Consider the following 23,225-nt stretch of genomic DNA (forward strand, 5'->3'; position numbering starts at 1 on the left):
CGGCGAGGTCGGCGGCGCGACGGCGCACGTCGTCCTGGTCGAGCACGCCCTCGGCGAGCCGGCGGAAGAAGCGCGGCGCCGCACCCTCCAGCACGTTGCCGCGCGGCGACAGCAGCGCCGCACCGGCCGCCAGCGACTGGCCGAGCCCGATCAAGTCGGTTTCGTCGCCGCCGGTGCCGTGCAGCAGCAACAGCGGCGGCCGGCCCGGCACGGTCGCCGGGACGAAGCGGTGGACATGCAGATCGAGCGCTGAGGTCTTTGTCGTTGCGACGAACATCTGGTCCTCGGGGGTGAGGGGGAGAAGGGAGTTCTCGCGCCGGCGAGCCACCCTCTCCCCGCACGCGGGGAGAGGGAACAGCAGCGCCCGTGCTTTCACGCCACCTGGGGCAGGACGGCCTCGATGGCGGCGCGGCGGCCTTCGTACTGGGCCGGCAGCTTGAGCGCCGTGCCGAGCGCCGCGACCGGCTCGTCCACGGCGAAGCCGGGCACGTCGGTCGCGATCTCGAACAGCACGCCGCCTGGCTCGCGGAAGTAGACCGACCGGAAGTAGTTGCGGTCGCGCTGCTCGGTGGTGCGCAGCCCGTGCTCGGCCGATAGCCGCGTCACCATGTCGGCCTGCGCCGCGTCGTCGGCCGCCCGGAAGGCGACGTGGTGGACCGACCCGGCGCCGAGCCGGCCGCGGAACGGGGCGCCCGCCCGGTGCAGGTCGACGATGGCGCCCGGCGTGTCGTCAGCCGCGTCGGTCGCGCGGTAGCGCACCACGTCCTCGTCGCGGGCGATCTCCGCGAAGCCGAGCACGCCAGTCAGGATCGCACCCGTCGGCGCCGTGTCGGCGACCAGGAGGCCGACCGCGTGGACGCCGCGGATCGCCACCTCGGCCGGGATCTCGGCCGTGCTCCAGGCCGACTCGCGTTCGATGCCGGGCACGCCGACGAGCGCGAGGCGGGTGCCGTCCGGATCGCGGAAGCGGATCACGGTCTCGCCGAAGCGTTTTGCCGGCGCCTCGTGGCGCAGGCCCGCTTCGACCAGCCGGTGCGTCCAGAACGCGATCGCCGTCTCCGGGATGCGCAGCGCCGTCTCGATCGTCTCGCCGACGCCGGACTGGCCGGGGGATGCGTGCTCCCACGGGAAGAAGGTGACGATAGTGCCGGGCCGGCCGGTCTCGTCGCCATAATAGAAGTGATAGGTGCTCGGGTCGTCGAAGTTGACGGTCTTCTTGACCAGCCGCAGGCCCAGCGTCCGGGTGTAGACGTCGAGATTGCGGTGGGCGCGGCCGGCCATGATGGTCACATGATGGATGCCGTGGGCCATGGGGGGTTCTCCAGGTTCTCCGGGGGTGCCGGGATGTCCCGGCGCGGGTCTCGCCCGCTTCTGTCCCGCCCAAGATGGCAGCCCGATCGCTGCGGCGCCATTGCGACACTGCAATCCTTGAAGTGCGCAAAAGCCCGCTGTATTGCGGAGCGGAAAATACGAGACGCACCCCCGATGCCGGACTCCCAAAAACCCCTCGCCTGGGACGATTTTCGCCTGATCAAGGCGATCGCCGATGCCGGCACGCTGCCGGCGGCTGCCGGGCTGCTCGGCATCAACCACTCGACCGTCTTCAGAAGGCTGGGCCAGATCGAGGCGTCGCTCGGAACGCCGCTGTTCGAGCGGCATCGCGCCGGCTACGCCGCGACGGCGGCCGGCGAGGAGATGATCGGGCTCGCCCGGCGGATGGACGAGGACGTCGCCGCCGTGACCCGTCGGCTCGCCGGCCAGGCGGTGTCGCCCTCGGGCGAGCTGCGGGTGACGACCAACGACTCGCTGCTCGTCCACCTGCTGACGCCGCTGTTCGCCAAGTTCCGGCTCGCCTGCCCGGACGTGCGGCTCGACATCGTGCTGACCAACCAGGCCCTCAACCTCTCCAAGCGCGACGCCGACGTGGCGATCCGGGCGACCGACCAGCCGCCCGAGACGCTGGTCGGCCGTCGCGCCGCGACCATCGCCTGGGCGCTCTACGGCCGCGCCGTCGACTTTCCGGACGGTGCGCCCGCCGACGCCGAGGCGCTCCACGGGCGCGACTGGATCGCGCTCGGCGAGCACCTCGCTGCACTGCAGGCAGTGAAATACGTACGGGCGAACGTCGCGCCGGAGCGCGTCGCCTATCGGGTCAACTCGGTGCTGGGGCTCGCCGAGGCGGTGGAGAGCGGGCTCGGCATCGGCCACCTGCCCTGCCTGATCGGCGACGCGCGCCCGGCGCTGGTGCGCCTCGCGCCGCCCGACCCGGCGCTGGCGGCGGATCTCTGGCTCTTGACCCACCCGGATCTCCGCCACGCCGCCCGGGTCCGGGTGTTCCTCGACTTCCTCGCAGCCGAGATCGCCAAGCTGCGCCGCTTCATCGCCGGCGAGGAGCCGGTCGGGAGGGGGTAGCTCTCGGCGGAGCGGCGCCGCGTCACTCCGCCTTCTCGAACGCGGCGACGATGCGCAGATCGACCTGGTCGCTCACCACGGGCAGCGCGAACTTCATGCCGAACTCGCTGCGCTTGACCGAGGTGGTCGCCTCGAAGCCAATGGTGGCGGCCTTGTTCATCGGGTTGACGCCGGCGCCGGTGAAGCGGGCATCGAGCACGACCGGGCGGGTGACGCCGCGCAGCGTGAGGTCGCCGACGATGCGGGCGCGCTCGCCGTCGACCTCGACGCGGGTGGAGCGGAAGCTCGCCTTGGGGAATTTCGCCGTCTCGAAGAAGTCCGCCGCCTGCAGATGCGCGTCGAGCTCCTTGCTGGTGGTGACGGCGGCGGCGAGCGGGATCTCGATGGTCACCTGCGCCGCGCCGGGCCGCTTCGGGTCGAGCGTCAGCGTGCCGGTGCTGCCGCCGAGCAGGCCGAAATAGTCCGTGAAGCCGAAATGATTGACCGTGAAGGCCACCTGGGTGTGGTCCGGGTCGACCTTGTAGGTGCCGCCGGCGACGCGCGACACGTCGACCTTGCCGGGCAGCTCGGCCGGCGCCGTCTGGGCCGTGAGCGGCGTGGCGGCGAGCAGAGCGGCGACCAGGACGGCCGCGCCGGCGGCCCGTATCGATGTCGTCATGGGAGTCTCCAAATTCCTCGCCGCGTCCCTGTCGCAAGCGCGCGCGGCGAAGTTTGGGCGGCCAGGATGGCGGGCCGACGACGCGCTGCGGCGCGGGCCGCGGCCGGACGGCGCCGGACCGTCGCTCACCCCGCCCGCGTCGCGATGACGGCGACCGGGCCGCCGCCGTCGGGGCCCTGGTGCTCGGCGCCGCCCGAGACGTAGATCTCGGCGTGGCCGACGAGACCGGCGAGCGCGCCGCTCACGAAGGCGCGCGCGTGGCGGGTGGCGGAGATGTCGGAGTCGTCCAGCATGGTGTGACGGTGGCCGCGGATTTTTCCGTCGTGGCTCGCCTCGGCCTTGGAGAGCAGCGCGACGAGGCGGCCGCGCTCGGCGGGCGAGAGCTGGCCGTCGGCCGCGAAGCCGAGGCGGCGCAGCGCGGCGCGCACCGGCTCGACGTCGATGCCGTCGGCCATCACGGCGTGATCGATCACCAGCGGCCCGGCCCAGGCCGGCGACGAGCCGAGCACGACGATCTCGTGGTCGAGCAGCTCGATGCCGGACGAGCACGAGGCGCGGCCCGACCACAGCGACCAGTCGGTCGCGATCTTGTCGTCCGTGATCTGATCACGTGCGATCTCGCCGAGCGCGACGGCGACCCCCAGCGCACTGGCGGCGCGCGAAAGCCCCATCGACTTCAGCGTGTCGCGGGTCGCGACCGTCTCGCCTTTCGCCTCGGCCTCGCCGATGCGCTGGAGCGTGAGCAGCGGGCACTTGATCTGGACGAAATGCACGTCGGCCGGATCCGTGATGCCGGCGTCCGCCATCGCGGCGCGCACGCCCTCCGCCACCATGTCGACCTCGGCGACGCGGCCGAGATCGCCGAAGGGCAACACCGGCGTGCGGGTGCGGCCGATGGCGAGCGCGACCCCGTTCGGAGCTTCGGTGGTCTCGCGCCGCTCGAACACGGTCCAGTGCGGCGACATCCCGCCCTCGGTGCCGCCGGACATGACGAGACAAACGGCGTGCGCCTCCGCGGCCGACATGTGCCGTTGCAGCATCAACCCGAGGGACTGGGTCGCAAAGCCGCGGGCAAAATCGTTGACGCAGCCGTTGCCCTCGGTCTTGCCGAAGATGGCGACGATGCCGGCCGGGTCGATGCGGCCGTCGGCGATCGCCGCCTCGATGCCGGACACGTCGTCCGGGGCGGCGGCGGCGATGCGGTGGACAGAGGCGCGGCGGGTCATGACCAACTCTCGAAATGATCAGATGGACGGATCAGGAACAGATGAACGTCTCGGCGGCATAATGGCCGGCGAGCGCGGCGCGCAGCGCGGGCAGCACCGCACGGATCTCCGACGTCGTGCCGAAGCGGGCCTTCAGGGTCGCGAGCAGCTCGGCTTCCAGAGCCGGCAGGTCGACACCGGTGACGGTTCCGTCGCGGACCACCTGTCGCCCGCCGACGTAAAGGTCCTTGATGTGGCGTCGCCGTGCGCGCGCCAAAACCGTCTCCAGCGGCGGCACCGTGTCGTCGAGCCGGTCGGCCGTCAGCGCGTCCCAGTCGAGCACCAGGAGGTCGGCCTGCGCGCCGGGCGAGACCGTGCCACCGGCGTCCTCGCCCAACACGGCGAAACGGCCGGCCCGCAGCGCGAACCCCAAAAGATCGTCGCGCGACATCGCGGTGGCGAAGCCCTCGCCCTTGTGCAGCAGATAGGCGAGCTGCATCTCGGCGAGCGGATCCTCCTGCTCGTCGAGCGCGACACCGTCGAGCCCCATGGCGACCCGGCAGCCGCGCCTCAACATCTCGGCGACCGGCGCGACGCCGGAGCGCAACACCAGATTGGACGAGGTGTTGACCACGATGGTGGCGCCGCGCGCCGCGATCAGCTCCATCTCGTCGGGCCGCAGCCAGGTGCCGTGCGCGAACGAGACCCGTTCGTTGACGAGACCGAGTCCATCGAGATGGTTCAGCAAACCCTGCGGATAGGTCGCGTCGGCCCAGGCACGCTGGTAGTGGCTCTCCAGCAGATGCATGTGCACGCGCCGGCCGTGCGCCGCGGCGCTCTCGGCGACGCGGGCGAGCAGATCGTCGCTGCACCATTGCGGGCCCGCCGGGCCGTACTGAACCGTGACGCCGTCGCCCGCGATCGCCTCGGCCGTCGCCTCCACCAGCGCGATCTGCTCGGCCGCCGGCAGCGGCGCGCGTGTCAGCTTTTCGGTGACGCACGCGCAGGCGGCCGGGGACAGCCGGCGCAGCAGATCGCCGTGCGGCCCGTAGACCAGCGGATTCCGGTCACGGCATTGCACCGCGAACGCGATCCGGATCCCGACGTCGCGGGCCGCCTTCGCCACGGCGCGCGCCTCGTCGAGATACGCCGTCAGGCCCTGGACGCGTGTATAGTGCGCCATCTCGACCGCGATGCCGGCGCGCGCGCTGCGCCCGAACGCCACCGCCGCCGTGAGCCACGGATCGACCGCCGGGATGGCGGCGAGATGCGGCAGCCACGCCTCCAGCGCGACGTCGAAGTTGCCGATCTGGCTGGAGCGCACGACGCGGGCGTGATCATGCGCGTTGACCAGGGCCGGCATCACCAGGCGACCGCTGCGGGCCGCCGCCGCGGACGGCTCCATTGCCGCGACGCGACCGTTGCCGAGCGTGATCGCCCGATCGGACAGCGTCGCTCCGTCCGGCCCGGGGATCACAACGGCAGCGTCGAGGGTGGTCATGACGAAAGCTCCTGCGTGACGCTATCGCGCCTCACCCCATCGCGAACTCGGTCTTGCGGTGCGCCCAGCCGGTGATGCGGCCCTCGATCAGCGAGAAGATGCCATACAGAATGACGCCCAGCGCGGCCAGGATGAACAGGCCGGCGAAGACGAGCGGCACGTCGAAGGACGACGAGGCGATCATCATCATGTTGCCGATGCCGCGGTTCGACGCCACCGTCTCGGAGATCACCGAGCCGACGAAGGCGAGCGTCACAGCGACCTTCAGCGAGGCGAAGAAGTACGGCATCGCGCGCGGCAGCCCGACGTTCCAGAGAATGTCGAACTTGGTCGCCCGCAGCGTCTTCATCACATCCTCGAGCTCCGGCTCGGTGGTCGCGAGCCCGGTCGCGACGTTCACGACCACGGGGAAGATGCTCATGATCAGCGCGGTCAGCACGGCCGGAACGGTGCCGGCGCCGAAATAGAGGACGAAGATCGGCACCACGGCGACCTTCGGGATCGACGAGAAGCCGACGAGCAGCGGATAGGCGACGTCGTAGGCGAGCTTCGACCAGCCGATCAGCACGCCGATGACGATGCCGATGCCGACGCCCAGCACGAAGCCGAGCATCGTGGTGTACAGCGTCTGCAGCGTGTGCGGCCACAGCGCCGGGAAACGCTGCCACAGCGTCGCGAAGATCTGGCTCGGCCGTGGCAGCACCGTGTCGCTCACCCCGAAGGCGAGGCACAGCACCTCCCACACCACGAACAGCCCGACGATCAGAACGACGGAGGCGATTTTGCGTTGGAGGTTGGAGTTCATGTCAGCAACCTCCTGCGCCAACTGAGACGCGGGCTCGACTTTTGGGACGTCCCTCAGTCACGACCGATTGGGGTTCGGAACTGTGCGGCACGCCGCGACCTGCTCCCTCCCCCCTTGTGGGGGAGGGGTGGGGAGGGGGGTGAGCGGCAAACTCGGTGTACGTGGCGTACCCCCCTCCCTGTCCCTCCCCCACAAGGGGGGAGGGAACGCAAGAAGCACCGAAGTTTCCCAGAGGGGAGACGCGGAAGGCGGCCATGACGAAGGTCGCGGATTGGATCATGGCGCCGTCTCCGTCGGCTCGTCGGTGCGTGCCTCGACGATCAGCTCCCGCAGGCGCTGGGTCATGGCGACGAAGTCGGGCTCGTATGTCATCGCGAGGGTGCGCGGGCGCGGCGCCTCGAACACCTTGTCGTCGATGATGCGACCGGGGCGCGCGCTCATCACGCAGATGCGGTTGGCGAGATAGCCGGCCTCGCGCAGATCATGCGTCACCAAGAGCACGGTCGGCCGCCGGGTGATCCAGAGCTGCTGCATGATCGCCCACAGCTCCTCGCGGGTGAACTGGTCGAGCGCGCCGAACGGCTCGTCGAGCAGCAGGAGCTGCGGATCGTGCACCAGCGCCCGGCACAGCGAGGCGCGCTGCAGCATGCCGCCGGAGAGCTGCCAGGGATGCTTGTCGCCGAAGCCCTTGAGGCCGACCTGGGCGAGCAGCGCCTCGACGCGATCACGGAACTCGCCCTTGCGCTTCCTGCGGTACTCGGCCCGGAACGGCGGGACGATCTTCAGCGGCATCATCACATTGTCGCGGATCGTCAGCCACGGCAGCATGGTCGGGTTCTGGAACGCCATGCCGATGCGCACCGGCTCGGCCTCGACCTCGCGGCCCGCGACATACACGTAGCCGGACGACGCGCGCAGAATCCCGCCGACCAGCTTCAGGATGGTCGACTTGCCGCAGCCGCTCGGGCCGACCAGCGCGACGAAGTCGCCCTTGGCGATCCTCAGATTCGTCTCCGCCAGCGCATGCACGACATTCGGCGCGCGACCATACGTGACGGTGGTGCGCTCGAGCTCCACGTAGGAGTCGAGATGGATCGGCGCGACGGCGGGGCCGGACGCAGGCGACGCCGGCGAGATCGGCTGCGGGCCGAGCGGAACGACGGTGGCGCTCATGCGGCAGCTCCGGTGGCGGCGGGGCCGCGCGAAGAGGCCGGGACCTTCACGATCTCGGTCATGGCGGCGTCGGGGTTGGCGACGCATGGCGCCGGCATGTCCTGAACCGTGTGGACGGAGCGGCCGGTGCCGCGGGCGCTCTCGACCAGCGTGCGGTCCTTCATCACGAAGCGGCCGCGCACCAGCGTGTGGATCGGCAGGCCCGTGACGGCGCGCCCGTGCCACGGCGTGATTTTTGCGCGCGATTGGAGCTTCTGATCGTCGATCGTCCAGGCGCGCTTCAGATCGACGATCGCGATGTCGGCATGCGCGCCCGGCTGCAGGATGCCCTTGTGAGGATAGAGGCCCCACACCTTCGCAGGGTTGACGGCGCTCCACCGCACATAGTCGCTGATCGACATGCGGCCGGCGGCGACCTCGGTCAGCATCAGCGGCATCTGGGTCTCGACGCCGGGGAAGCCGCAGTCGACCGTGAAGATGTCGTCGCGCACCTTCTCGTCGGGGATGTGCGGGGCGTGGTCGGTGGCGATCATGTCGACCACGCCGCTCTTCAGCGCCGCCCACAGCGGCGCCTGGTTGCGGGCCTCGCGCACCGGCGGGTTGACTCGGATCACCGGGCCGATGCGGCCGTAGTCCTCGGCGCCGAGCAGCAGATATTGCGGGCAGGTCTCGCCCGTCACGTCGACGCCGCGCGCCTTCGCATCGGCGAGCGGGCGCAGCTCCTCCGCGGAGGAGATATGCAGGACATGGATGCGACAGCCCGTCCATTCGGACAGCACCGCCGCACGAGAGACCGCCTCGACCGCGACGACGGCGGGCCGCGCCGCGAGATGCGCCAGCGGATCCTTGCGCCCCGCCGCGCGCAGACGTGACTCACGTCGCGCCATGATCGACGCCGTCTCGGCGTGCAGCGACACGCGCTTGCCCGTCGGCGCGACCACCTCGAACGCCTCCAGCATGCCGCCCGTCGTGGGCGAGGGGATGTTGCCGAAGGTGTTGCCCATGTAGAGCTTGAAGCCGATCACGCCGCCGGCGACGAGGTCCGGCACATGCGCGATCGTGTCCTCGCCGAGCAGGCCATAGAGGCCGTAATCGACATAGGCCTTCTCGCTGGCGAGCTTTTGCTTCGCCGCCAACGCCTCGCCCGTGCCGGTCGGAGGGATCACGTTCGGCATGTCGAATACGGTCGTCACGCCGCCGAACGCGGCCGCCGCCGTGCCGGTGCCGAAGTCCTCCTTGTGGGTGTAGCCGGGCTCGCGGAAATGCACGTGCACGTCGATGGCGCCGGGCAGGATGTGCAGGCCGGTGGCGTCGAGCGTCTCGGCCGCATCCGGCATCGCCTCGCGGGCGCCGATCGAGAGGACGCGGCCGTCCTTGATGGCGACGCTCGCCGGAAACGTCGTCGTGTCGGTGACCACGGTGCCGCCGTGGATGACGAGATCGGCTGTCATGATGGTCTCCTTCAGGCGCCGCGCCGACGAATGTGTTTCACCTCGTCCTGAGGAGGCCGCGCAGCGGCCGTCTCGAAGGACGCGGCCCCCGCTCGGGTGGCCACATGGTTCGAGACGCGCTCCTGCGGAGCGCTCCTCACCATGAGGGGAAGGGTGGGCATACTGCTACCGTGACTCATGTGCGCGCTCACAGCATCGCCCAGCCGCCGTCGACCGGCAGGTCGACACCGGTGATCTGGCGGGACACGTCGCTCGCCAGGAACAGGCAGGCATTGGCGACGTCCTGGTCGGTCGAGACGCGCTTCAGCGCATAATCCTCCGCATGGCGCTTCGCCGCCTCCTCGACCGAGATGCCGAGTTTTTTTGCCATGTTGGCGCACACCTTGTCGCGGAAGCGCGGGCCTTCGACCATGCCGGGGGCGACGCAGTTGACGTTGATGTTGTGAGGACCGGCCTCCAGCGCGAAGCTCTTGGTGATGCCGCGCAGGCCCCATTTGGAGGCCGAGTAGGCGAGCCGGCCAGCCCTCCCCCGAAGCCCGAAGGTGCCGCCGACATTGACGATCTTGCCGAAGCGGCGCGCCATCATGCCGGGCAGCACGGCCCGGATGGTGTTGAAGCAGCCGCCCATGTTGAGCTTCACGATCTCGTCGAATTCTTCGGGCGTCGTCTGCGCACCGGTCTTGCCGATCGGGCCGGAGCCGCCGGCGACGTTCACCAGGATGTCGACTTGGCCGAAGGTCTCGGTCGCTTTCGCCACGGCCGCATTGCACTGCGCCGCGTCGGTGATGTCGCAGGCGATCACGATCGCGTCGGCGCCGCGCGCCTTCGCCTCGGTGGCGACCGGCGCGATCGCGGCGGTGTCACGGCCGACCAGCGCGAGCCGGCAGTTTTCGTCCGCGAAGGCGAGCGAGATGGCGGCGCCCATCCCCTTGGCGGGTCCGGTGACCAGGACGACACGGCCGGCGAGATCGAGATTCATCAGGGTTCTTCTTGTTTGGTTGGAATTGCCACCGCCGTCATTCCGGGCCGGCGCATCGCGCCGGACCCGGAATCCAGCGGCAATCAGAGTGTCGCGGCTGGATTCCGGGTTCGTCGCTTCGCGACGCCCCGGAATGACCAGCCTCGAAGGGCCTCAGAACAGCTTCTTCGGCAGATCGGACGCCGGCGGAAGGAACGACGGGTCGAAGATCTCGCTCGTCGCCGGCGTGCGCGGCAGGCCGTTGGCGTCGACCAGGATGTCGATCGCGGTCTTCAGCCGCGTCGGGTCGATGCTGCCGAGACCGATCTTGGCGATCTCCGGATGGTTCATCTCGTCCTTCACGGTGGCGTCGAAGCGCTCCAGCTCCACGTCGGTCTTGATCAGCGGCTCGCGCTTGGCGACGCTCGCGACCGATGCCTTCGGATCCTTCAGCGACTCGACCACCCCCTTGTTGAGGGCGCGCAGGAAGCCCTTCACGGCCTCCGGGTTCTCCTTCACCAGCTTCTTCGAGACGATGATGGCGTTGGAGTAGAGGTCCATGCCGTAGTCGCCGTAGTTGATGAAGCGGATCTGGTCGTCCTTCACGCCGATCAGCTTGGCGCTGAACCTGATCGTGTTGACGTAGCCGAACACGCCGTCGACCTGGCCGCGCATCAGCATCTGCTCGCGCAGGTTCGGCGCCATGTTGGTGATGTTCACCTTCGTGCAGTCGATCTTGGCCGACTTGCACAGCGCCGGGAACAGCTTGAGCGCGCCGTCGTTGGCGGCGCCGCCGAGCGTCTTGCCCTCGAAGTCCTTCGGGGTCTTGATCGGTGAGTCGGCCTTCACGGCGACCGTGAAGGGCGGCCGGTTGAACATTACGTAGACGGCGACCGGCGCCTCCTCGGGCTTCTTGGCGGCGAACTCGATCAACGCATTGAGGTCGCCGAAGCCGATGTCGTAGGCGCCGCTCGCCACCTTCGGCACGGCGGCGGCCGAGCCGTCGCCCTGGTCGATGGTCACGTCGAGGCCCTCGGCCTTGAAGTATCCCTTGTCCTGGGCGACGAAGAAGAAGCCCTGCGGCCCTTGGTACTTCCAGTTCAGCACCATCTTCAGCTTGGTCTCCGCCGAGGCGGCGGAGGGCAGCGCCGCGGCGGCGAGCGCGGCGGCCGCCATCAGGGCGGTGCGCAGGGAGGCGAGCCTCATCGAGAAGTCTCCTGTCGGGTGGGGGGAGCGGAGGGGGCGGGGGACGGCGAAGCAGACGGCGTGCCATCGAGCGCCGCGACCAGCGCGGCGCCGGTCGCGACCGTGCCGTAGAGCAGGTCGACGAGCTCGAGGATCGTGTCGCTGACGCCCGGCCGCGCCACGGTGGCGCACAGGTCGGCGAGCAGCACGCAGTCGTAGCCGCGGAAGCTCGCGTCGGTGAGCGTCGCGAACACGCAGCGGTCGGTGTTGATGCCGGCGATGAGCAACGTCGTCACGTCGCGCCCGCGCAGAATCGAGTCGAGCTCGTTGTCGTGGAAGCCCGAGTAGCGGTGCTTGTGGACCACGAGGTCGCCGGCCTCGACCGGCAGCGCGTCGATGGTCGCCGCGCCCCAGTCGCCCTGGACGAGAATTCGGCCCTGGCCGCTCGGCGCCGGCTCGGCATAGCCAGGGCGGGTGCCGCCGCGCCGGCCCTTGTCGAGCAGCGAAGCCGAGAGATTGGCGACGTCGGCCCGCACGCCCCAGTTGACGAAGATCACCGGCGCGCCGGCGCGGCGCAGCGCCGCCGCGAGCGCCACCATGCCGGGCACGATCGAGAGCGCCGGCGCCGTGTCGATGCCGGCCCGCGGGAACCAGCCGTCGGGGTGCAGGAAGTCGTTCTGCATGTCGACGACGACGAGCGCGGTGCGGCCGAGGTCGATCGCCACGGTGCCACCGGCCGAGGCCGGAAAGCGGACGATGCGCTCCGGCCGGCGCGGACGCACCAGGGAGGTGTGGGGAGCGCCGGAGGTCGGACCGGAGGCGGGGGACGGCATCGGCGGGGCACTCTCGGAGGTTCGGGAGAAGCTGTTTCGTGAGGCTTCGGAACGACTTGGAGGAGACATCCGGGCCCGCGACAGGACCGGAGGCGGCCCGGACGAGGTCCGGCGTGATCACGCTAGCCAAAGCAGGCGTTGACTTCTGCCGCTGATTTTTTGCTCTATCGTTGCCGAAAAGGCTTCACTCCGGTTCGTCACCTGCCCCGGCGTCCTCATGGCCGGGCTCGTCCCGGCCATCCACGCAGCAGCCGTCGCGGTGTCGAAGACGTGGATGCCCGGCACGAGGCCGGGCATGACGGGCTCGGGGCCAGGGGCTCGCCCGCGCTCCGAAGCGACAGGCGGCAGCACGTCGCACGCGAAGAAAGAACCCCATGCGCCATCTCCGCCTGCTGCGTTACGTCGACGAGGTCGCCCGCGCCGGGTCGATCCGGAAGGCGGCCGAGCGGCTCGCCGTCACGGCCTCGGCAGTCAACCGGCGGATCATGGATCTGGAGGAGGAGCTCGGCGCCGCGCTGTTCGAGCGCAAGCCGCGCGGCGTGCGGCTCACCGCGGCCGGCGAGGTGTTCGTGCGCTACGTGCGCGAGCAGGCCGCCGACGTCGAGCGGATGAAGTCGCAGATCGAGGATCTGCGCGGCCTCAAGCGCGGCGCCGTCAGCATCGCCTGCAGCCAGGCGCTCGCCTACGACTTCCTGCCGCGCGAGATCGCGACCTACCGGACCCGCCACCCCTATGTGACGTTCGACGTGCGGGTCGCCGACCACGACCAGGCGATGGCGCTGCTCGAGGCCTACGAGGTCGATCTCGTCGCGGTCTATCGCCCGTCGTTCCATGCGAGCTTCCGGCCGCTGATGACGGTGGAGCAACGCCTGGTCGTGCTGATGCCGGCCGATCATCCGCTCGCCACGCAGACGACGCTGCGGCTGCGCGACTGCGCCGGCCACCCGTGTGCGCTCGCCGACCGTTCGCTCGGCGGCCGCCAGCTCCTCGACACCGCCTGCGCCCGCACCGGCGTCGCTCTCCGCGTCGTCGCCGAGTCGAACTCGTTCGAGATGCTGCGCGGCCTGGTGCGGCGCGACCGCGTGCTCTCCTTCCAGGTGGAGATCGGCGCCGACCTCGACACCGACGGCGCCGATCCCGGCGCGACGCCCGGCGTCGTCGCCCGCCCGCTCGATCCGCGCGACGTGCCGACCGCGGCGCTGGTCGTCGGCCAGCTGCGCAACCGCAACCTGCCGATCCCGGCCGCCGTGTTCGTCGAGCAGCTCGTCCGCGCCATCGACGCCATGCGGACGTGAGGATCCGGACGTGAGATCGAGCCCGTCTGATCAGTTTCCGTCATTCCGGGGCGCGGCGAAGCCGCGAACCCGGAATCCAGCGGCAAACTCCGCGTCCTCGGCTGGATTCCGGGTTCGGCGCTGGCGCGCCGCCCCGGAATGACCCCCGAACGAACTGGGTGAATGCTGTATGCGAAAGCCGCCGCGCCGGCGGTCCTGAACGTCTGCTCATCTCTGCGGCGACGGCGTCACGCAAAGAGCGCGGCGGCACCATGGTCCGGTCATGCGTCCGCCCGCGGCCGGTGCGATGGAACCTGGATGCCGGCCGGAGATTGGTCCGGAAGGTTCGAAGCTTCACCGAGGGTGGCCACCATCACCACGCATCAGACGAGTCGCCGCGACCTCCTGGCCGGGTCGGTGGCGCTGCCGTTCGTGCTGGCCGGCGCCACATCGCCGCTGCTCGCACAGAATTCACGCGCCCAGGACAAGGGCCAGCCGAAAGCTCCCGAGACGCCGTTCGACGCCAATGTCGTGCGCCGGGCCGCGCGGGCGCTCGCCGAGAAGCCGTTCCAGGCGCCCGATACCGGCCTGCCGCCGAGCCTGACCGATCTCGACTATGACAAGTACCGCACCATCCGGTTCAAGCCGGACCGCGCGCTGTGGCGCGGCGAGGGCCTGCCCTTCGAGGCGCAGTTCTTCCATCGCGGCTTCCTGTTCACCGAGCGCGTCGCGCTCTCCGAGGTGGTGGACGGCAAGGCGCGGCCGATCGCCTACACGCCCGACCTGTTCGACTTCGGCGCCGTCCCGCCGCCGCCCGCCGACGCGCAGATCGGCTTCGCCGGCTTCCGCCTGCACGCGCCGATCAACCGGCCCGACTATTACGACGAGGTCGCCGTCTTCCTCGGCGCCAGCTACTTCCGCGCCGTCGCCAAGGGCCAGACCTACGGGCTGTCGGCACGCGGCCTGTCGATCGCCACGGCCGATCCGAAAGGCGAGGAGTTCCCGTCCTTTCGGGCCTTCTGGCTGGAGAAGCCACCGGCCCAGACCGGCTCGATGGTGGTCCACGCGCTGCTCGACTCGAAGAGCGCGGCGGCCGCCTACCGGTTCACCATCAGGCCCGGCGAGACGACCGTGTTCGACGTCGAGATGACGCTCTATCCGCGCGCCGAGATCGCGCTGCCCGGCATCGGCACCGGCACCAGCATGTTCTTCTTCGGCCCGAACGACCGCGTCGGCGTCGACGACTTCCGTCCCTCCGTGCACGATTCCGATGGGCTCGCGGTCCGCAACGGCCGCGGCGAGGAGATCTGGCGGCCGCTGCACAACCCGGCCGATCTGCAGGTCTCGACCTTCCAGGACACCAATCCGCGCGGCTTCGGGCTGCTGCAGCGGGCCCGCGACTTCCACGCCTACGAGGATCTGGAGTCGCGCTTCGAGACGCGGCCGAGCCTATGGGTCGAGCCGATCGGCGACTGGGGCGCGGGCGCCATCCAGCTCGTCGAGATCCCGACCAAGGAAGAGATTCACGACAACATCGTCGCGTTCTGGCGGCCGAAGGACCCGCTCGCCGCCAAGGGCGAGTACTGGTTCACGTACCGGCTGCACTGGGGCGCGAACAAGCCGGGCGCGCCGCCGCTCGCCGTGTTCGCCCGCACCCGCGCGGGCGCCGGCCCCGAGAGCACGCGCCTGTTCGTGCTCGACATCACGGGCGACAAGCTGAAAGGCCTCGATCCGGCGGCGGTGCGGGCCGTCGTCGAGGCCGACAAGGGCAAGGTGCGCAACGCCGTGGCGCGGCCGAACCCGATCGACGGCGGCTGGCGGCTCGCCTTCGAGCTCGCGCCCGAGCGCGAGACGGCGATCGAGCTGCGCGCCCTGCTGCTGCGCGGCGACGAGCCGCTGACCGAGACGTGGCTCTATCGCTGGACGGCCTGATCATGCACGAGGCCATCGCCCTCCGGCACGCGACGCCCGCGTCCGGCCTCCCGCCGGAGCGGCCGCTCGCGATGCCGGAGCAGTCGCTGTGGCGGCCGACCGGCACGACGGCGCCCGCGCCCGAAAGCCGCCCCCGCACCGGGCTGCGTCGGCTCCTGGTGTTCGGCGCGACGGCCGCGCTGACCGCCGGTGGCGCCTGGGAGATGTATCAGGTGCTGCAGGTGCAGGGCCTGACCGCGCCCGAGGCGGCCGTGCTCGGCCTGTTCGTGTCGCTGTTCGCCTGGATCGCCTTCTCGCTGGTGTCGAGCGTGATCGGCTTCGTCGCGATCCTCGGCGGCCCCGACCGCACCCTCGGCATCGACACCACGGCGCCGCTGCCGGAGCTCTCGACCCGCACCGCCGTGCTGCTGCCGACCTACAACGAGGATCCGCACCGGGTGATGTCCCGCCTGCAGGCGATCGTCGAATCGATCGCCGCGACCGGCCAGAGCGACCATTTCGATTTTTTCGTGCTCAGCGACACGACCGATCCCGAGGTGTGGATCCGTGAGGAGGCCGCCTATCTGGCGCTGCTCGAACGCACAGACTCGACAAGGATCTACTATCGCCATCGTCGTGAGAACGTCGCGCGAAAAGCCGGCAACATCGCCGAGTGGACGACGCGCTTCGGCGGCGCCTATGCGCACATGCTGGTGCTCGACGCCGACAGCCTGATGACCGGCGACACCGTGGTGCGGCTCGCCGGTGCGATGGAGAGCCATCCGGGCGCCGGCCTGATCCAGACCTTTCCGGTCGTGCTCGCCGGGACGACCCTGTTCGCCCGCATCCAGCAGTTCGCCGGCCGCGTCTACGGCCCGCTGATCGCCCGCGGCATCGCCTGGTGGCACGGCGCGGAGAGCAACTACTGGGGCCACAACGCCATCATCCGGGTCGAAGCTTTCGCCGGCCAAGCCGGCATGCCGCTGCTGCCCGGGCGAAAGCCGTTCGGCGGCCACATCCTCAGCCACGATTTCGTCGAGGCGGCGCTGATGCGGCGCGCCGGCTGGGGTGTCCACATGGCGCCCTCGCTCGGCGGCAGCTTCGAGGAATGCCCGCCCTCGCTCACCGAGTATGCGGTCCGTGACCGCCGCTGGTGCCAGGGCAACCTGCAGCATCTCGGCGTGCTGCCGGCGCGCGGCCTGCACTGGGTGTCGCGCCTGCACCTCCTCACCGGCATCGGCTCCTATGTCACGTCGCCCTTGTGGCTGGTGTTCCTCCTGGTCGGGCTGCTGATCTCCCTGCAGGCGCAGTTCGTGAAGCCGGAATACTTCCCCTCCGGCTTCTCGCTGTTCCCGCAATGGCCGGCCCAGGACCCGGTCCGCGCCGCCTGGGTTTTTGCGGGCACCATGGGGATTCTCGTCGTGCCGAAGCTTCTCGGCTGGATCGCCGCGATGACGCAAGCGTCCGAGCGCCGCGGCATCGGCGGCGTGATCAGATCGCTCGCCAGCCTGATCCTGGAGACGCTCGTCACCAGCCTGATCGCGCCGATCATGATGCTCCTGCAGTCGCGCGCCGTGGCCGAGATCCTCCTCGGGCGCGACGCCGGTTGGCAGGCCCAGCAGCGCGACGCCGGCCGCACCGACCTCCGGCTGCTGAGCCGGCTCTACGGCTCGCACGTGATGCTCGGCCTGCTACTCGGCGGCGGCGCCTATGCGGTGTCGGCGCCGCTGCTCCTGTGGATGACGCCCGTGGTCGCCGGCCTCGTGCTGGCCATCCCGACCGTCGCGGTCACGTCGAGCGAGCGGGTCGGCCACGCCCTGCGTCGCGCCGGCCTGCTGCTGATCCCGGAGGAGCGCGAGCCCCCCGCCGTGCTGCTCCGCGCCCAGGCGCTCGCCGCCGCCCCGGCCGGGCCGGAGACGCCGGCGCTGGTGCGTCTCGCCGAGGACGCGGGGTTACGCGACGCCCATCTCGCGATGCTCGACGAGAAGCCGGCCCGCCGGAAGGGCGACGTCGACGTCGCGCTGGTCGTCGCCCGCGCCCGCGCCGCCGAGGCCGACACGATCACCGAGGCCGCCGCGCTGCTGACCGCGAAGGAGACGTTCGCGATCCTGGCCGATCGCGACGCGCTCGCCGACGTGATCAGGAAGTCGCGCGGGTGACCGGCCGCCGCTACCGCAACGCACCGACCAGGAACTCGATCATCTGGGGGACCTTCGGGTCTTCGAACTCCGCGCATTCCACCATCAGGCGCGGATGCGAGTAGCGGATCATCGCGGTGTGCAGGCAGCGCGCCACCTGCTTGGGATCACCGGGCCGGAACTCGCCCCGCGCCATGCCGTCGGCGATGATTTGGGCGATCACGGCGTCCATGCGCTCGACATAGTCCAGCACGATCTGCCAGTTCTCGGTCAGCGCCACGGCGACGAGATCGTGCAGCTTCTTCTCGACCGTGAAGCGCTCGGTGTTCATCCGCTCGAGTGTCACGAAAAAATCGCGCAGCCGTTCCGTCGCCGGCAGGTCGCGCGCCGCGATCTCGCTCACGGCGGCCAGCACCTCGCCGAGGAGCTGGTGGCTCACCGCCTCGTTGATCTCGTCCTTCGAGCGGAAGAACCGGTAGACATTGGCCGGCGACATGCCGAGCTCGCGCGCGATGTCGGCCACCGTGGTCTTCTGATAACCGATCTGCCGGTACAGCCGGTCCGCCGTGGTGATGATGCGGGTGCGGGTGTCGGCCTCCCGCGCTTCGGCCCGCGTCGCGTCGCTCACCTTCACGCCTCCCTCGCGCGGCGGTTCGCCGCCTGCCTCGGGACACAGCTTATCGAAAACCTTGCGCAGATGTCTCATGGTTCTTGCGGATGTCCGCCCGGCACCGCGGGGGCGAGACGCGGTGTATCCGACATCATCGGCGCCGCGTCGGCCCCGGATTCCGCCTCCGCCTCGTCCGGCAGTCCCGGCCCGCGCTCGTCCAGCGAGCGACGGAACCACAGGGCGTAGAGGGCGGGCAGGAACAGGAGCGTCAGCGCGGTCGCGACCAAGAGGCCGCCCATGATGGTGACGGCCATCGGCCCCCAGAAGCCGGAGCGCGACAGCGGGATCATGGCGAGGACGGCGGCGAGCGCGGTGAGCACCACGGGCCGGGCGCGCCGCACCGTGGCGTCGACGATCGCCTCGCCGCGCGTGCTTCCGGCGGCGACGTCCTGCTCGATCTGGTCGACCAGAATCACGGTGTTGCGGATGATCATGCCGGCGAGCGCGATCAGGCCGAGCAGCGCCACGAAGCCGAACGGCATGCCCGACACCAGAAGCCCCAGCGTCGCGCCGATCAGCCCGAGCGGCGCCGTGAGCAGAACGAGCCACAACCGCGAGAAGCTCTGGAGCTGCACCATCAGGATGGTCAGCATGGCGACCAGCATGAACGGGAAGACGGCGAACAGCGAGGCGTTGGCCTTGGACGACTCCTCGATGGCGCCGCCCATCTCGATCCGATAGCCGGCCGGCAGGCCGCCGCGCAGATCGGCGAGCTTGCCCCAGATCGCGGTCGACACGTCGGGCGCCTGGACGCCGTCGCGGATGTCGGTGCGCACCGTGATCACCATGTCGCGGCTGCGCCGCCACAGGATCGCCTCCTCGTGCCCCTGCTCGATGCGGGCGACCTGGGAGAGCGGCACCGGCACGCCGTTCCGCGACATCACCGTGAGATCGCCGATGCCGCCGAGATCGCCGCGCTGTGGCGCGATGGCGCGCGCCACCACTGCGACCTTCTCGGTGCGGTCCCGCACCGTCGTCACGGTCAGGCCGGTGACCAGCGTCTGCAGGGTCTGGGCGACGGTCTGTGGATCGAGGCCGAGCGCGCGGGCGCGGTCCTGATCGAGCACCAGGCGTACCGACGGCATCTGCTCGTTCCAGTCGAGCTGCGGATCGAGCGCGTCCGGGTTCGTCCGCATGATGTCGCGGACCTGATAGGCGATGCCCCGCACCGTGTTCGGATCCGTGCCGATCACCCGGAACTGCACCGGGAAGCCGACCGGCGGGCCGAAGTCGAGCCGGCTCACGCGCACGCGGGCCGCGGCGAGCGCACCCTTGGCGAGGGCGTCGTCGAACTTCGCCTTCAGCCGCTCGCGGGCCGGTACGTCCTTGGCGATGACCACGAGCTCGGCATAGGCCTCGTTGGGCAGCGCCGGGCTGATGCCGAGCCAGAAGCGGGGCGGCCCCTGGCCCACATAGGTGGTGGCGGTCGCGACGTCCGGATCGCCGTCGATCAGGCGCTCCGCCTCGCGGGCGGCGTCGAGGGTCGCCGCGATCGCGGTGCCCTCCGGCATCCTGATCTCGACGAACAGCTCGGTGCGGTCGGACAGCGGGAAGAACTGCTGCGACACCTTGCCGAAGCCGAGCACCGCGGCGACGAACAGCATCGCCGTCACGGCGACGACGAGCCCGCGCCGGCGCACGCACCAGCCGACCACGGCGCGCAGCCGCCGATAGATCGGCCCCTGATAGACGGCGTTCAGGTCGCCGTCGTGATGCACGGGAATCGTCGGCAGCAGCTTGACGCCGAGATACGGCGTGAACAGCACCGCGACGACCCACGAGGCGAGCAGCGCGATCGACACGACCCAGAAGATGCCGCCCGCATACTCGCCGGTCGACGACGCGGCGAAGCCGACCGGCAGGAAGCCGGCCGCCGTGACCAGCGTGCCGGTCAGCATCGGGAACGCCGTCGAGGTCCAGGCGAACGACGCGGCGCGCGCGCGGTCCCAGCCCTGCTCCATCTTAACCACCATCATCTCGACCGCGATGATGGCGTCGTCGACCAGCAGGCCGAGCGCGATGATCAGGGCGCCGAGCGTGACGCGGTGCAGGTCGAGCCCCATCGTCAGCATGACGCCGAACACGATGGCGAGCACCAGCGGCACCGAGAGCGCCACGACGATGCCGGTGCGCCAGCCGAGCGACAGGAACGAGACGGCGAGCACGATGGCGAGGGCCTCGACGAAGGAGCGCATGAAGTCGCCGACCGCCTCCTCGACGATCTTCGGCTGGTTGGCGATGCGCTCGTAGACGAAGCCGACCGGCGTCGCGCGCTCGACCTCGGCCATCGCCGCGTCGACCGCCTCGCCGAGATGCAGGATGTTGGCGCCCTTCTGCATGACGACGCCGATGGCGAGCGCCGGCGCGCCGCGCTGGCGCACCAGATAGTCGGGCGGATCGACGTAGCCGCGGCTCACCGTGGCGATGTCGCCGAGCCGCACCACGGTGCCGTTCGACGCCGCGACCGGCGTCTCCTTGACGGTCTCGACGCCGTCGAAGGCGCCGGTGACGCGCAGCGGGATGCGGGACGTCGACTGCACGGTGCCGGCCGGCGCGAGGTCGTTCTGCTTGGCGAGACTGTCGAAGATCGCCTGCGCCGAGATGCCGAGATTGGCGAGCTTGACGTGGTCGAAGTCGACGAAGATGCGCTCCTCCTGGGTGCCGTAGATCGTCACCTTGGTGACGTCCTTCACCTTCAGGAGGCGCTGGCGCATCGATTCGGCGATGCGCTTCATCTGGGCGTAGTCGGCGCCGTCGGAGCGCAGCGTGTAGAGGATCGAGTCGACGTCGCCGTACTCGTCGTTGATGTTCGGGCCGATCACGCCGGACGGCAGGTCGGATTTCAGATCCGCCATCTTGCGGCGGACCAGATAGAACAGATACGGCACCTGCCCGGGCGGCGCGGTGTCGCGGAACTCCATCAGGGCGGCCGTGAAGCCCGGCTTCGAGTAGGTCGTCACCTTCTCGAACCAGGGCAGCTCCTGCAGCTTCTTTTCGATGCGGTCGGCGACCTGATACTGCATCTCCTCGGTGGTCGCGCCCGGCCACGCCGCCGTCACCACGGCGATCTTGATCGTGAAGGAGGGGTCCTCGTCGCGCCCGAGCTTCAGGTACGACATCACCCCGATCGCCCCGAGCATGAGGATCAGGAACAGGACGAGGGTCGGGTGGGCGACCGCCCAGGCCGAGACGTTGAAGGCCGAGACGTTGAAGCGGCGCATCGCAGCCTCCGGTCAGAACGCCAGCGAGGCGACCGGGCGGACGATCAGGCCGGGATCGAGCTTCTGGGCGCCGAGCGTCACGACGGTCTCGCCTTCGTTGACGCCGGCGGCGATCAGCACGTTCTTGCCCTCGTAGCGGGCGATCTCGACCGGGCGCGGCTCGAGCTTGCCGTCGCGGCCGACCACCCAGACGATCGGGCCGTGGCCCTGGTTGAGCAGCGCGGTGAGCGGCAGGCGGGCCGCCTGCGTGCCGGTGCCTTCGCGCAGCGTCAGCGTCGCGCTCATGCCGAGCCGGGTCGCCTCGTCGGCCTTCGGAATCGTGTAGCGCGCCGCATAGGTGCGGGTCGCCGCGTCCGCGGCCGGAGACAGCTCGCGCAGCCGCACCTCGTAGGCGCGATCGGGCAGCGACCACAGCGTCAAGGTTCCGGTCGCCTGGCGGGCGCGCTCGACGAAGGTCTCGGGCAGCGCGACGAGCGCCTCCACCTCGGCGAGCCGCGCGAGCCGCACCGCCGCCTGGCCGGAGGCGACGACCTGGCCGGGCTCGACCGGGGTCGCCGTGATCACGCCGTCGGCATCGGCTTCGAGGGTCGCATAGTCGAGCGAGTTCTTGGCGAGATCGAGCGAGCGCTGGGCGCGGGTCAGACGCCCGCGCGCCTCCTCGGCGGTGGCGCGCGACTTCTCGAGCGTCGCGGCCGCCGTCCAGCCCTTCTTCTGCAGCTCGGTGGCGCGCCCCTCGTCGGCCTCGGCCTGCATCAGGTTGGTGCGGGCCGCCCGCACCTCGGCCTCGGCCTGCTGGAACTGCAGCTCGAGATCGTTGGTGTCGAGCACCAGCAGCGGCTGGCCCTTGGAGACGCGGTCGCCGTTCTGCACGAGGCGCTTCGCCACCTTGCCGTTCACCCGGAAGCCGAGATCGCTCTCGATGCGCGGCTTGATGGTCGCCGCGAAGGTGCGGGTCTCGGTGAGGTCCTCGTAGTGGACCGTCTCGCTCAGCACCGGACGGTCGAGCACCTGGGGCGCCTTGCCGGTGCTGCCGTCGCTGGCGTCACAGCCGGCGAGCCCGAAGGCGCCGGCGAGCACGAGGAGGAGAGGCACCACCGCCGCCGCCCGCACGCCGCCCGTTGGGGACGGTTGGACGGCGGGAGCGACGGCGGCGGTCTCGACAGCACCCGTTCGGGCGCCGAGCAGCGATCCGACAGGTCCGGACGGCGGGGGGACGGGGGTTGCGAACCGGACCATGCGAGGACCACTGAAGAATGATGACTGACGAATATTGAAATTCGTCAGTTCTTGCCGAATGTCAAGCACCGCCTGCGGAACGCGCCGCGGCGGCGCCCTTGCCGGCCGGGTAAATCCTTGCGTGGTAAATGGTTTCTACACGGGATCGCGCGCGTTCGCGCGCGCCTGCGTCAGGCCGCCCGGTCGAGCCGCCCGGCGATGAAACGGTGCTCCTGGGTCTTGCCGCCGAACCCGTAGGCCGCCGCCGGCACCTCGTGAACCAGGATGTAGCTCTCCGGGTGCAGCGGCCCCAGCAGCCGCCCCATCGCCTCGAACACGGCCGCGAGATAGTCGGCCAGCTCGGTCTTGGTGTTGGTCCCGTCGACCACCTTGATGTCGAGCCAGAAGCTCGCCACGCCCTGGTCGGCGAGCGACCGTCCGCCGGCGAACCAGTGCTCCGGGGCGACATGGTGGATGGCGACGGCCGTGACGGCGGGATCCTTGCGCAGCCGCTCGGCCGTCAGGGTCGTGACGGTCTCGGCGAGCGCCTTCGAGCGGTCGGAATCGGGCGTGCCGCTGACCGTGAGGGTGATGATCGGCATCTCTTGGCTCCTC

20 protein-coding genes are annotated in these 23,225 nt (G+C 70.3%); 4 read left to right on the forward strand and 16 right to left on the reverse strand.

Translation table 11 applies throughout. The features are described from left to right. Together ABTU92_RS10390 and ABTU92_RS10395 are read right to left on the reverse strand one after the other, a co-directional pair. The coding region (locus ABTU92_RS10390) for an alpha/beta hydrolase (protein ID WP_408090269.1) at window positions 1-277 on the reverse strand (277 nt) is incomplete at its 3' end. Window positions 278-372: 95 nt separating this feature from the next. Further along, window positions 373-1,311, reverse strand: coding sequence for a ring-cleaving dioxygenase (locus ABTU92_RS10395; protein WP_408090271.1), 939 nt, complete (start codon window positions 1,309-1,311; stop codon window positions 373-375). Window positions 1,312-1,485: 174 nt separating this feature from the next. Between ABTU92_RS10395 and ABTU92_RS10400 the strand changes: the two genes are divergently transcribed. After that, window positions 1,486-2,412 (forward strand): LysR family transcriptional regulator, encoded by a 927-nt coding sequence (locus tag ABTU92_RS10400; protein WP_408090273.1) that lies wholly within the window; start codon window positions 1,486-1,488, stop codon window positions 2,410-2,412. Between the two features lie 22 nt (window positions 2,413-2,434). Here the strand turns inward: ABTU92_RS10400 and ABTU92_RS10405 are convergent, their stop codons facing one another. The 10 genes from ABTU92_RS10405 to ABTU92_RS10450 all read right to left on the reverse strand — a co-directional run bounded on the left by ABTU92_RS10405 (window position 2,435) and on the right by ABTU92_RS10450 (window position 12,478). Next, the gene (locus ABTU92_RS10405; protein ID WP_408090275.1) at window positions 2,435-3,070 is read right to left on the reverse strand and encodes a YceI family protein; all 636 of its coding nucleotides are present in this window, start codon (window positions 3,068-3,070) and stop codon (window positions 2,435-2,437) included. A gap of 125 nt (window positions 3,071-3,195) precedes the next feature. After that, window positions 3,196-4,296 carry a ring-opening amidohydrolase gene (locus ABTU92_RS10410; protein WP_408090277.1) on the reverse strand — a complete coding sequence of 367 codons (1,101 nt, stop codon included), beginning with the start codon at window positions 4,294-4,296 and terminating at the stop codon, window positions 3,196-3,198. A gap of 31 nt (window positions 4,297-4,327) precedes the next feature. Further along, complete coding sequence (locus tag ABTU92_RS10415) at window positions 4,328-5,776, reverse strand: amidohydrolase family protein (protein WP_408090279.1); 1,449 nt, start codon at window positions 5,774-5,776, stop codon at window positions 4,328-4,330. A gap of 31 nt (window positions 5,777-5,807) precedes the next feature. Next, entirely contained in the window at window positions 5,808-6,581 is a 774-nt protein-coding gene (locus ABTU92_RS10420) for an ABC transporter permease (RefSeq protein WP_408090281.1), read from the reverse strand. Between the two features lie 276 nt (window positions 6,582-6,857). Further along, window positions 6,858-7,754, reverse strand: a complete 897-nt coding sequence (locus tag ABTU92_RS10425) for an ABC transporter ATP-binding protein (RefSeq protein WP_408090283.1) — start codon at window positions 7,752-7,754, stop codon at window positions 6,858-6,860. Beyond that, window positions 7,751-9,205 (reverse strand): allantoinase AllB, encoded by a 1,455-nt coding sequence (allB, locus tag ABTU92_RS10430; RefSeq protein ID WP_408090285.1) that lies wholly within the window; start codon window positions 9,203-9,205, stop codon window positions 7,751-7,753. The genes ABTU92_RS10425 and allB overlap by 4 nt, the downstream gene beginning before the upstream one ends. A 187-nt stretch (window positions 9,206-9,392) precedes the next feature. Next, on the reverse strand, window positions 9,393-10,184 hold the full coding sequence (locus ABTU92_RS10435) for an SDR family NAD(P)-dependent oxidoreductase (RefSeq protein WP_408090287.1): 792 nt from the start codon (window positions 10,182-10,184) through the stop codon (window positions 9,393-9,395). Between the two features lie 153 nt (window positions 10,185-10,337). Further along, complete coding sequence (locus tag ABTU92_RS10440) at window positions 10,338-11,369, reverse strand: ABC transporter substrate-binding protein (protein WP_408090289.1); 1,032 nt, start codon at window positions 11,367-11,369, stop codon at window positions 10,338-10,340. After that, window positions 11,366-12,181, reverse strand: a complete 816-nt coding sequence (locus ABTU92_RS10445; protein WP_408090291.1) for an isochorismatase family cysteine hydrolase — start codon at window positions 12,179-12,181, stop codon at window positions 11,366-11,368. Before ABTU92_RS10445 ends, ABTU92_RS10440 begins: the two co-directional genes overlap by 4 nt. 117 nt (window positions 12,182-12,298) lie before the next feature. After that, entirely contained in the window at window positions 12,299-12,478 is a 180-nt protein-coding gene (locus ABTU92_RS10450; protein WP_408090293.1) for a hypothetical protein, read from the reverse strand. Window positions 12,479-12,555: 77 nt separating this feature from the next. On the opposite strand from ABTU92_RS10450, the gene ABTU92_RS10455 reads away from it, so the two are divergent. The 3 genes from ABTU92_RS10455 (at window position 12,556) to mdoH (ending at window position 17,525) form a co-directional block, all read left to right on the forward strand. Continuing rightward, window positions 12,556-13,476 (forward strand): LysR family transcriptional regulator, encoded by a 921-nt coding sequence (locus ABTU92_RS10455; RefSeq protein ID WP_408090295.1) that lies wholly within the window; start codon window positions 12,556-12,558, stop codon window positions 13,474-13,476. A 411-nt stretch (window positions 13,477-13,887) separates the two neighbouring features. Then, window positions 13,888-15,387: a glucan biosynthesis protein gene (locus tag ABTU92_RS10460; protein ID WP_408090432.1), complete on the forward strand. Its 1,500-nt coding sequence runs from the start codon at window positions 13,888-13,890 to the stop codon at window positions 15,385-15,387. 2 nt (window positions 15,388-15,389) lie between these two features. After that, the gene (gene mdoH, locus ABTU92_RS10465; RefSeq protein ID WP_408090434.1) at window positions 15,390-17,525 is read left to right on the forward strand and encodes a glucans biosynthesis glucosyltransferase MdoH; all 2,136 of its coding nucleotides are present in this window, start codon (window positions 15,390-15,392) and stop codon (window positions 17,523-17,525) included. Between the two features lie 10 nt (window positions 17,526-17,535). Here the strand turns inward: mdoH and ABTU92_RS10470 are convergent, their stop codons facing one another. The 4 genes from ABTU92_RS10470 to ABTU92_RS10485 all read right to left on the reverse strand — a co-directional run bounded on the left by ABTU92_RS10470 (window position 17,536) and on the right by ABTU92_RS10485 (window position 23,212). Further along, window positions 17,536-18,132 (reverse strand): TetR/AcrR family transcriptional regulator, encoded by a 597-nt coding sequence (locus ABTU92_RS10470; RefSeq protein WP_408090297.1) that lies wholly within the window; start codon window positions 18,130-18,132, stop codon window positions 17,536-17,538. 74 nt (window positions 18,133-18,206) lie between these two features. Continuing rightward, complete coding sequence (locus ABTU92_RS10475; protein ID WP_408090299.1) at window positions 18,207-21,395, reverse strand: efflux RND transporter permease subunit; 3,189 nt, start codon at window positions 21,393-21,395, stop codon at window positions 18,207-18,209. Window positions 21,396-21,407: 12 nt separating this feature from the next. Further along, a complete protein-coding gene (locus tag ABTU92_RS10480; RefSeq protein WP_408090301.1) occupies window positions 21,408-22,487 on the reverse strand; it encodes an efflux RND transporter periplasmic adaptor subunit in 1,080 nt (359 codons plus the stop codon). A gap of 314 nt (window positions 22,488-22,801) precedes the next feature. Further along, window positions 22,802-23,212: a tautomerase family protein gene (locus ABTU92_RS10485; RefSeq protein WP_408090303.1), complete on the reverse strand. Its 411-nt coding sequence runs from the start codon at window positions 23,210-23,212 to the stop codon at window positions 22,802-22,804. Window positions 23,213-23,225 lie beyond the last annotated feature (13 nt).

It is taken from the genome of Rhodoplanes sp. SY1, assembly GCF_046000175.1.
Lineage (GTDB): Bacteria > Pseudomonadota > Alphaproteobacteria > Rhizobiales > Xanthobacteraceae > Rhodoplanes.

What these genes read in the sequence shown, in the direction of transcription:
- ABTU92_RS10455 (WP_408090295.1), top strand. Translation starts at nt 12,556, where the DNA reads ATGCGCCATCTCCGCCTGCTGCGTTACGTCGACGAGGTCGCCCGCGCC.
- ABTU92_RS10450 (WP_408090293.1), bottom strand. Translation starts at nt 12,478, where the DNA reads ATGCCCGGCCTCGTGCCGGGCATCCACGTCTTCGACACCGCGACGGCT.
- ABTU92_RS10405 (WP_408090275.1), bottom strand. Translation starts at nt 3,070, where the DNA reads ATGACGACATCGATACGGGCCGCCGGCGCGGCCGTCCTGGTCGCCGCT.
- ABTU92_RS10420 (WP_408090281.1), bottom strand. Translation starts at nt 6,581, where the DNA reads ATGAACTCCAACCTCCAACGCAAAATCGCCTCCGTCGTTCTGATCGTC.
- ABTU92_RS10475 (WP_408090299.1), bottom strand. Translation starts at nt 21,395, where the DNA reads ATGCGCCGCTTCAACGTCTCGGCCTTCAACGTCTCGGCCTGGGCGGTC.
- mdoH (WP_408090434.1), top strand. Translation starts at nt 15,390, where the DNA reads ATGCACGAGGCCATCGCCCTCCGGCACGCGACGCCCGCGTCCGGCCTC.
- allB (WP_408090285.1), bottom strand. Translation starts at nt 9,205, where the DNA reads ATGACAGCCGATCTCGTCATCCACGGCGGCACCGTGGTCACCGACACG.
- ABTU92_RS10425 (WP_408090283.1), bottom strand. Translation starts at nt 7,754, where the DNA reads ATGAGCGCCACCGTCGTTCCGCTCGGCCCGCAGCCGATCTCGCCGGCG.
- ABTU92_RS10400 (WP_408090273.1), top strand. Translation starts at nt 1,486, where the DNA reads ATGCCGGACTCCCAAAAACCCCTCGCCTGGGACGATTTTCGCCTGATC.
- ABTU92_RS10395 (WP_408090271.1), bottom strand. Translation starts at nt 1,311, where the DNA reads ATGGCCCACGGCATCCATCATGTGACCATCATGGCCGGCCGCGCCCAC.
- ABTU92_RS10410 (WP_408090277.1), bottom strand. Translation starts at nt 4,296, where the DNA reads ATGACCCGCCGCGCCTCTGTCCACCGCATCGCCGCCGCCGCCCCGGAC.
- ABTU92_RS10415 (WP_408090279.1), bottom strand. Translation starts at nt 5,776, where the DNA reads ATGACCACCCTCGACGCTGCCGTTGTGATCCCCGGGCCGGACGGAGCG.
- ABTU92_RS10435 (WP_408090287.1), bottom strand. Translation starts at nt 10,184, where the DNA reads ATGAATCTCGATCTCGCCGGCCGTGTCGTCCTGGTCACCGGACCCGCC.
- ABTU92_RS10485 (WP_408090303.1), bottom strand. Translation starts at nt 23,212, where the DNA reads ATGCCGATCATCACCCTCACGGTCAGCGGCACGCCCGATTCCGACCGC.
- ABTU92_RS10445 (WP_408090291.1), bottom strand. Translation starts at nt 12,181, where the DNA reads ATGCCGTCCCCCGCCTCCGGTCCGACCTCCGGCGCTCCCCACACCTCC.
- ABTU92_RS10440 (WP_408090289.1), bottom strand. Translation starts at nt 11,369, where the DNA reads ATGAGGCTCGCCTCCCTGCGCACCGCCCTGATGGCGGCCGCCGCGCTC.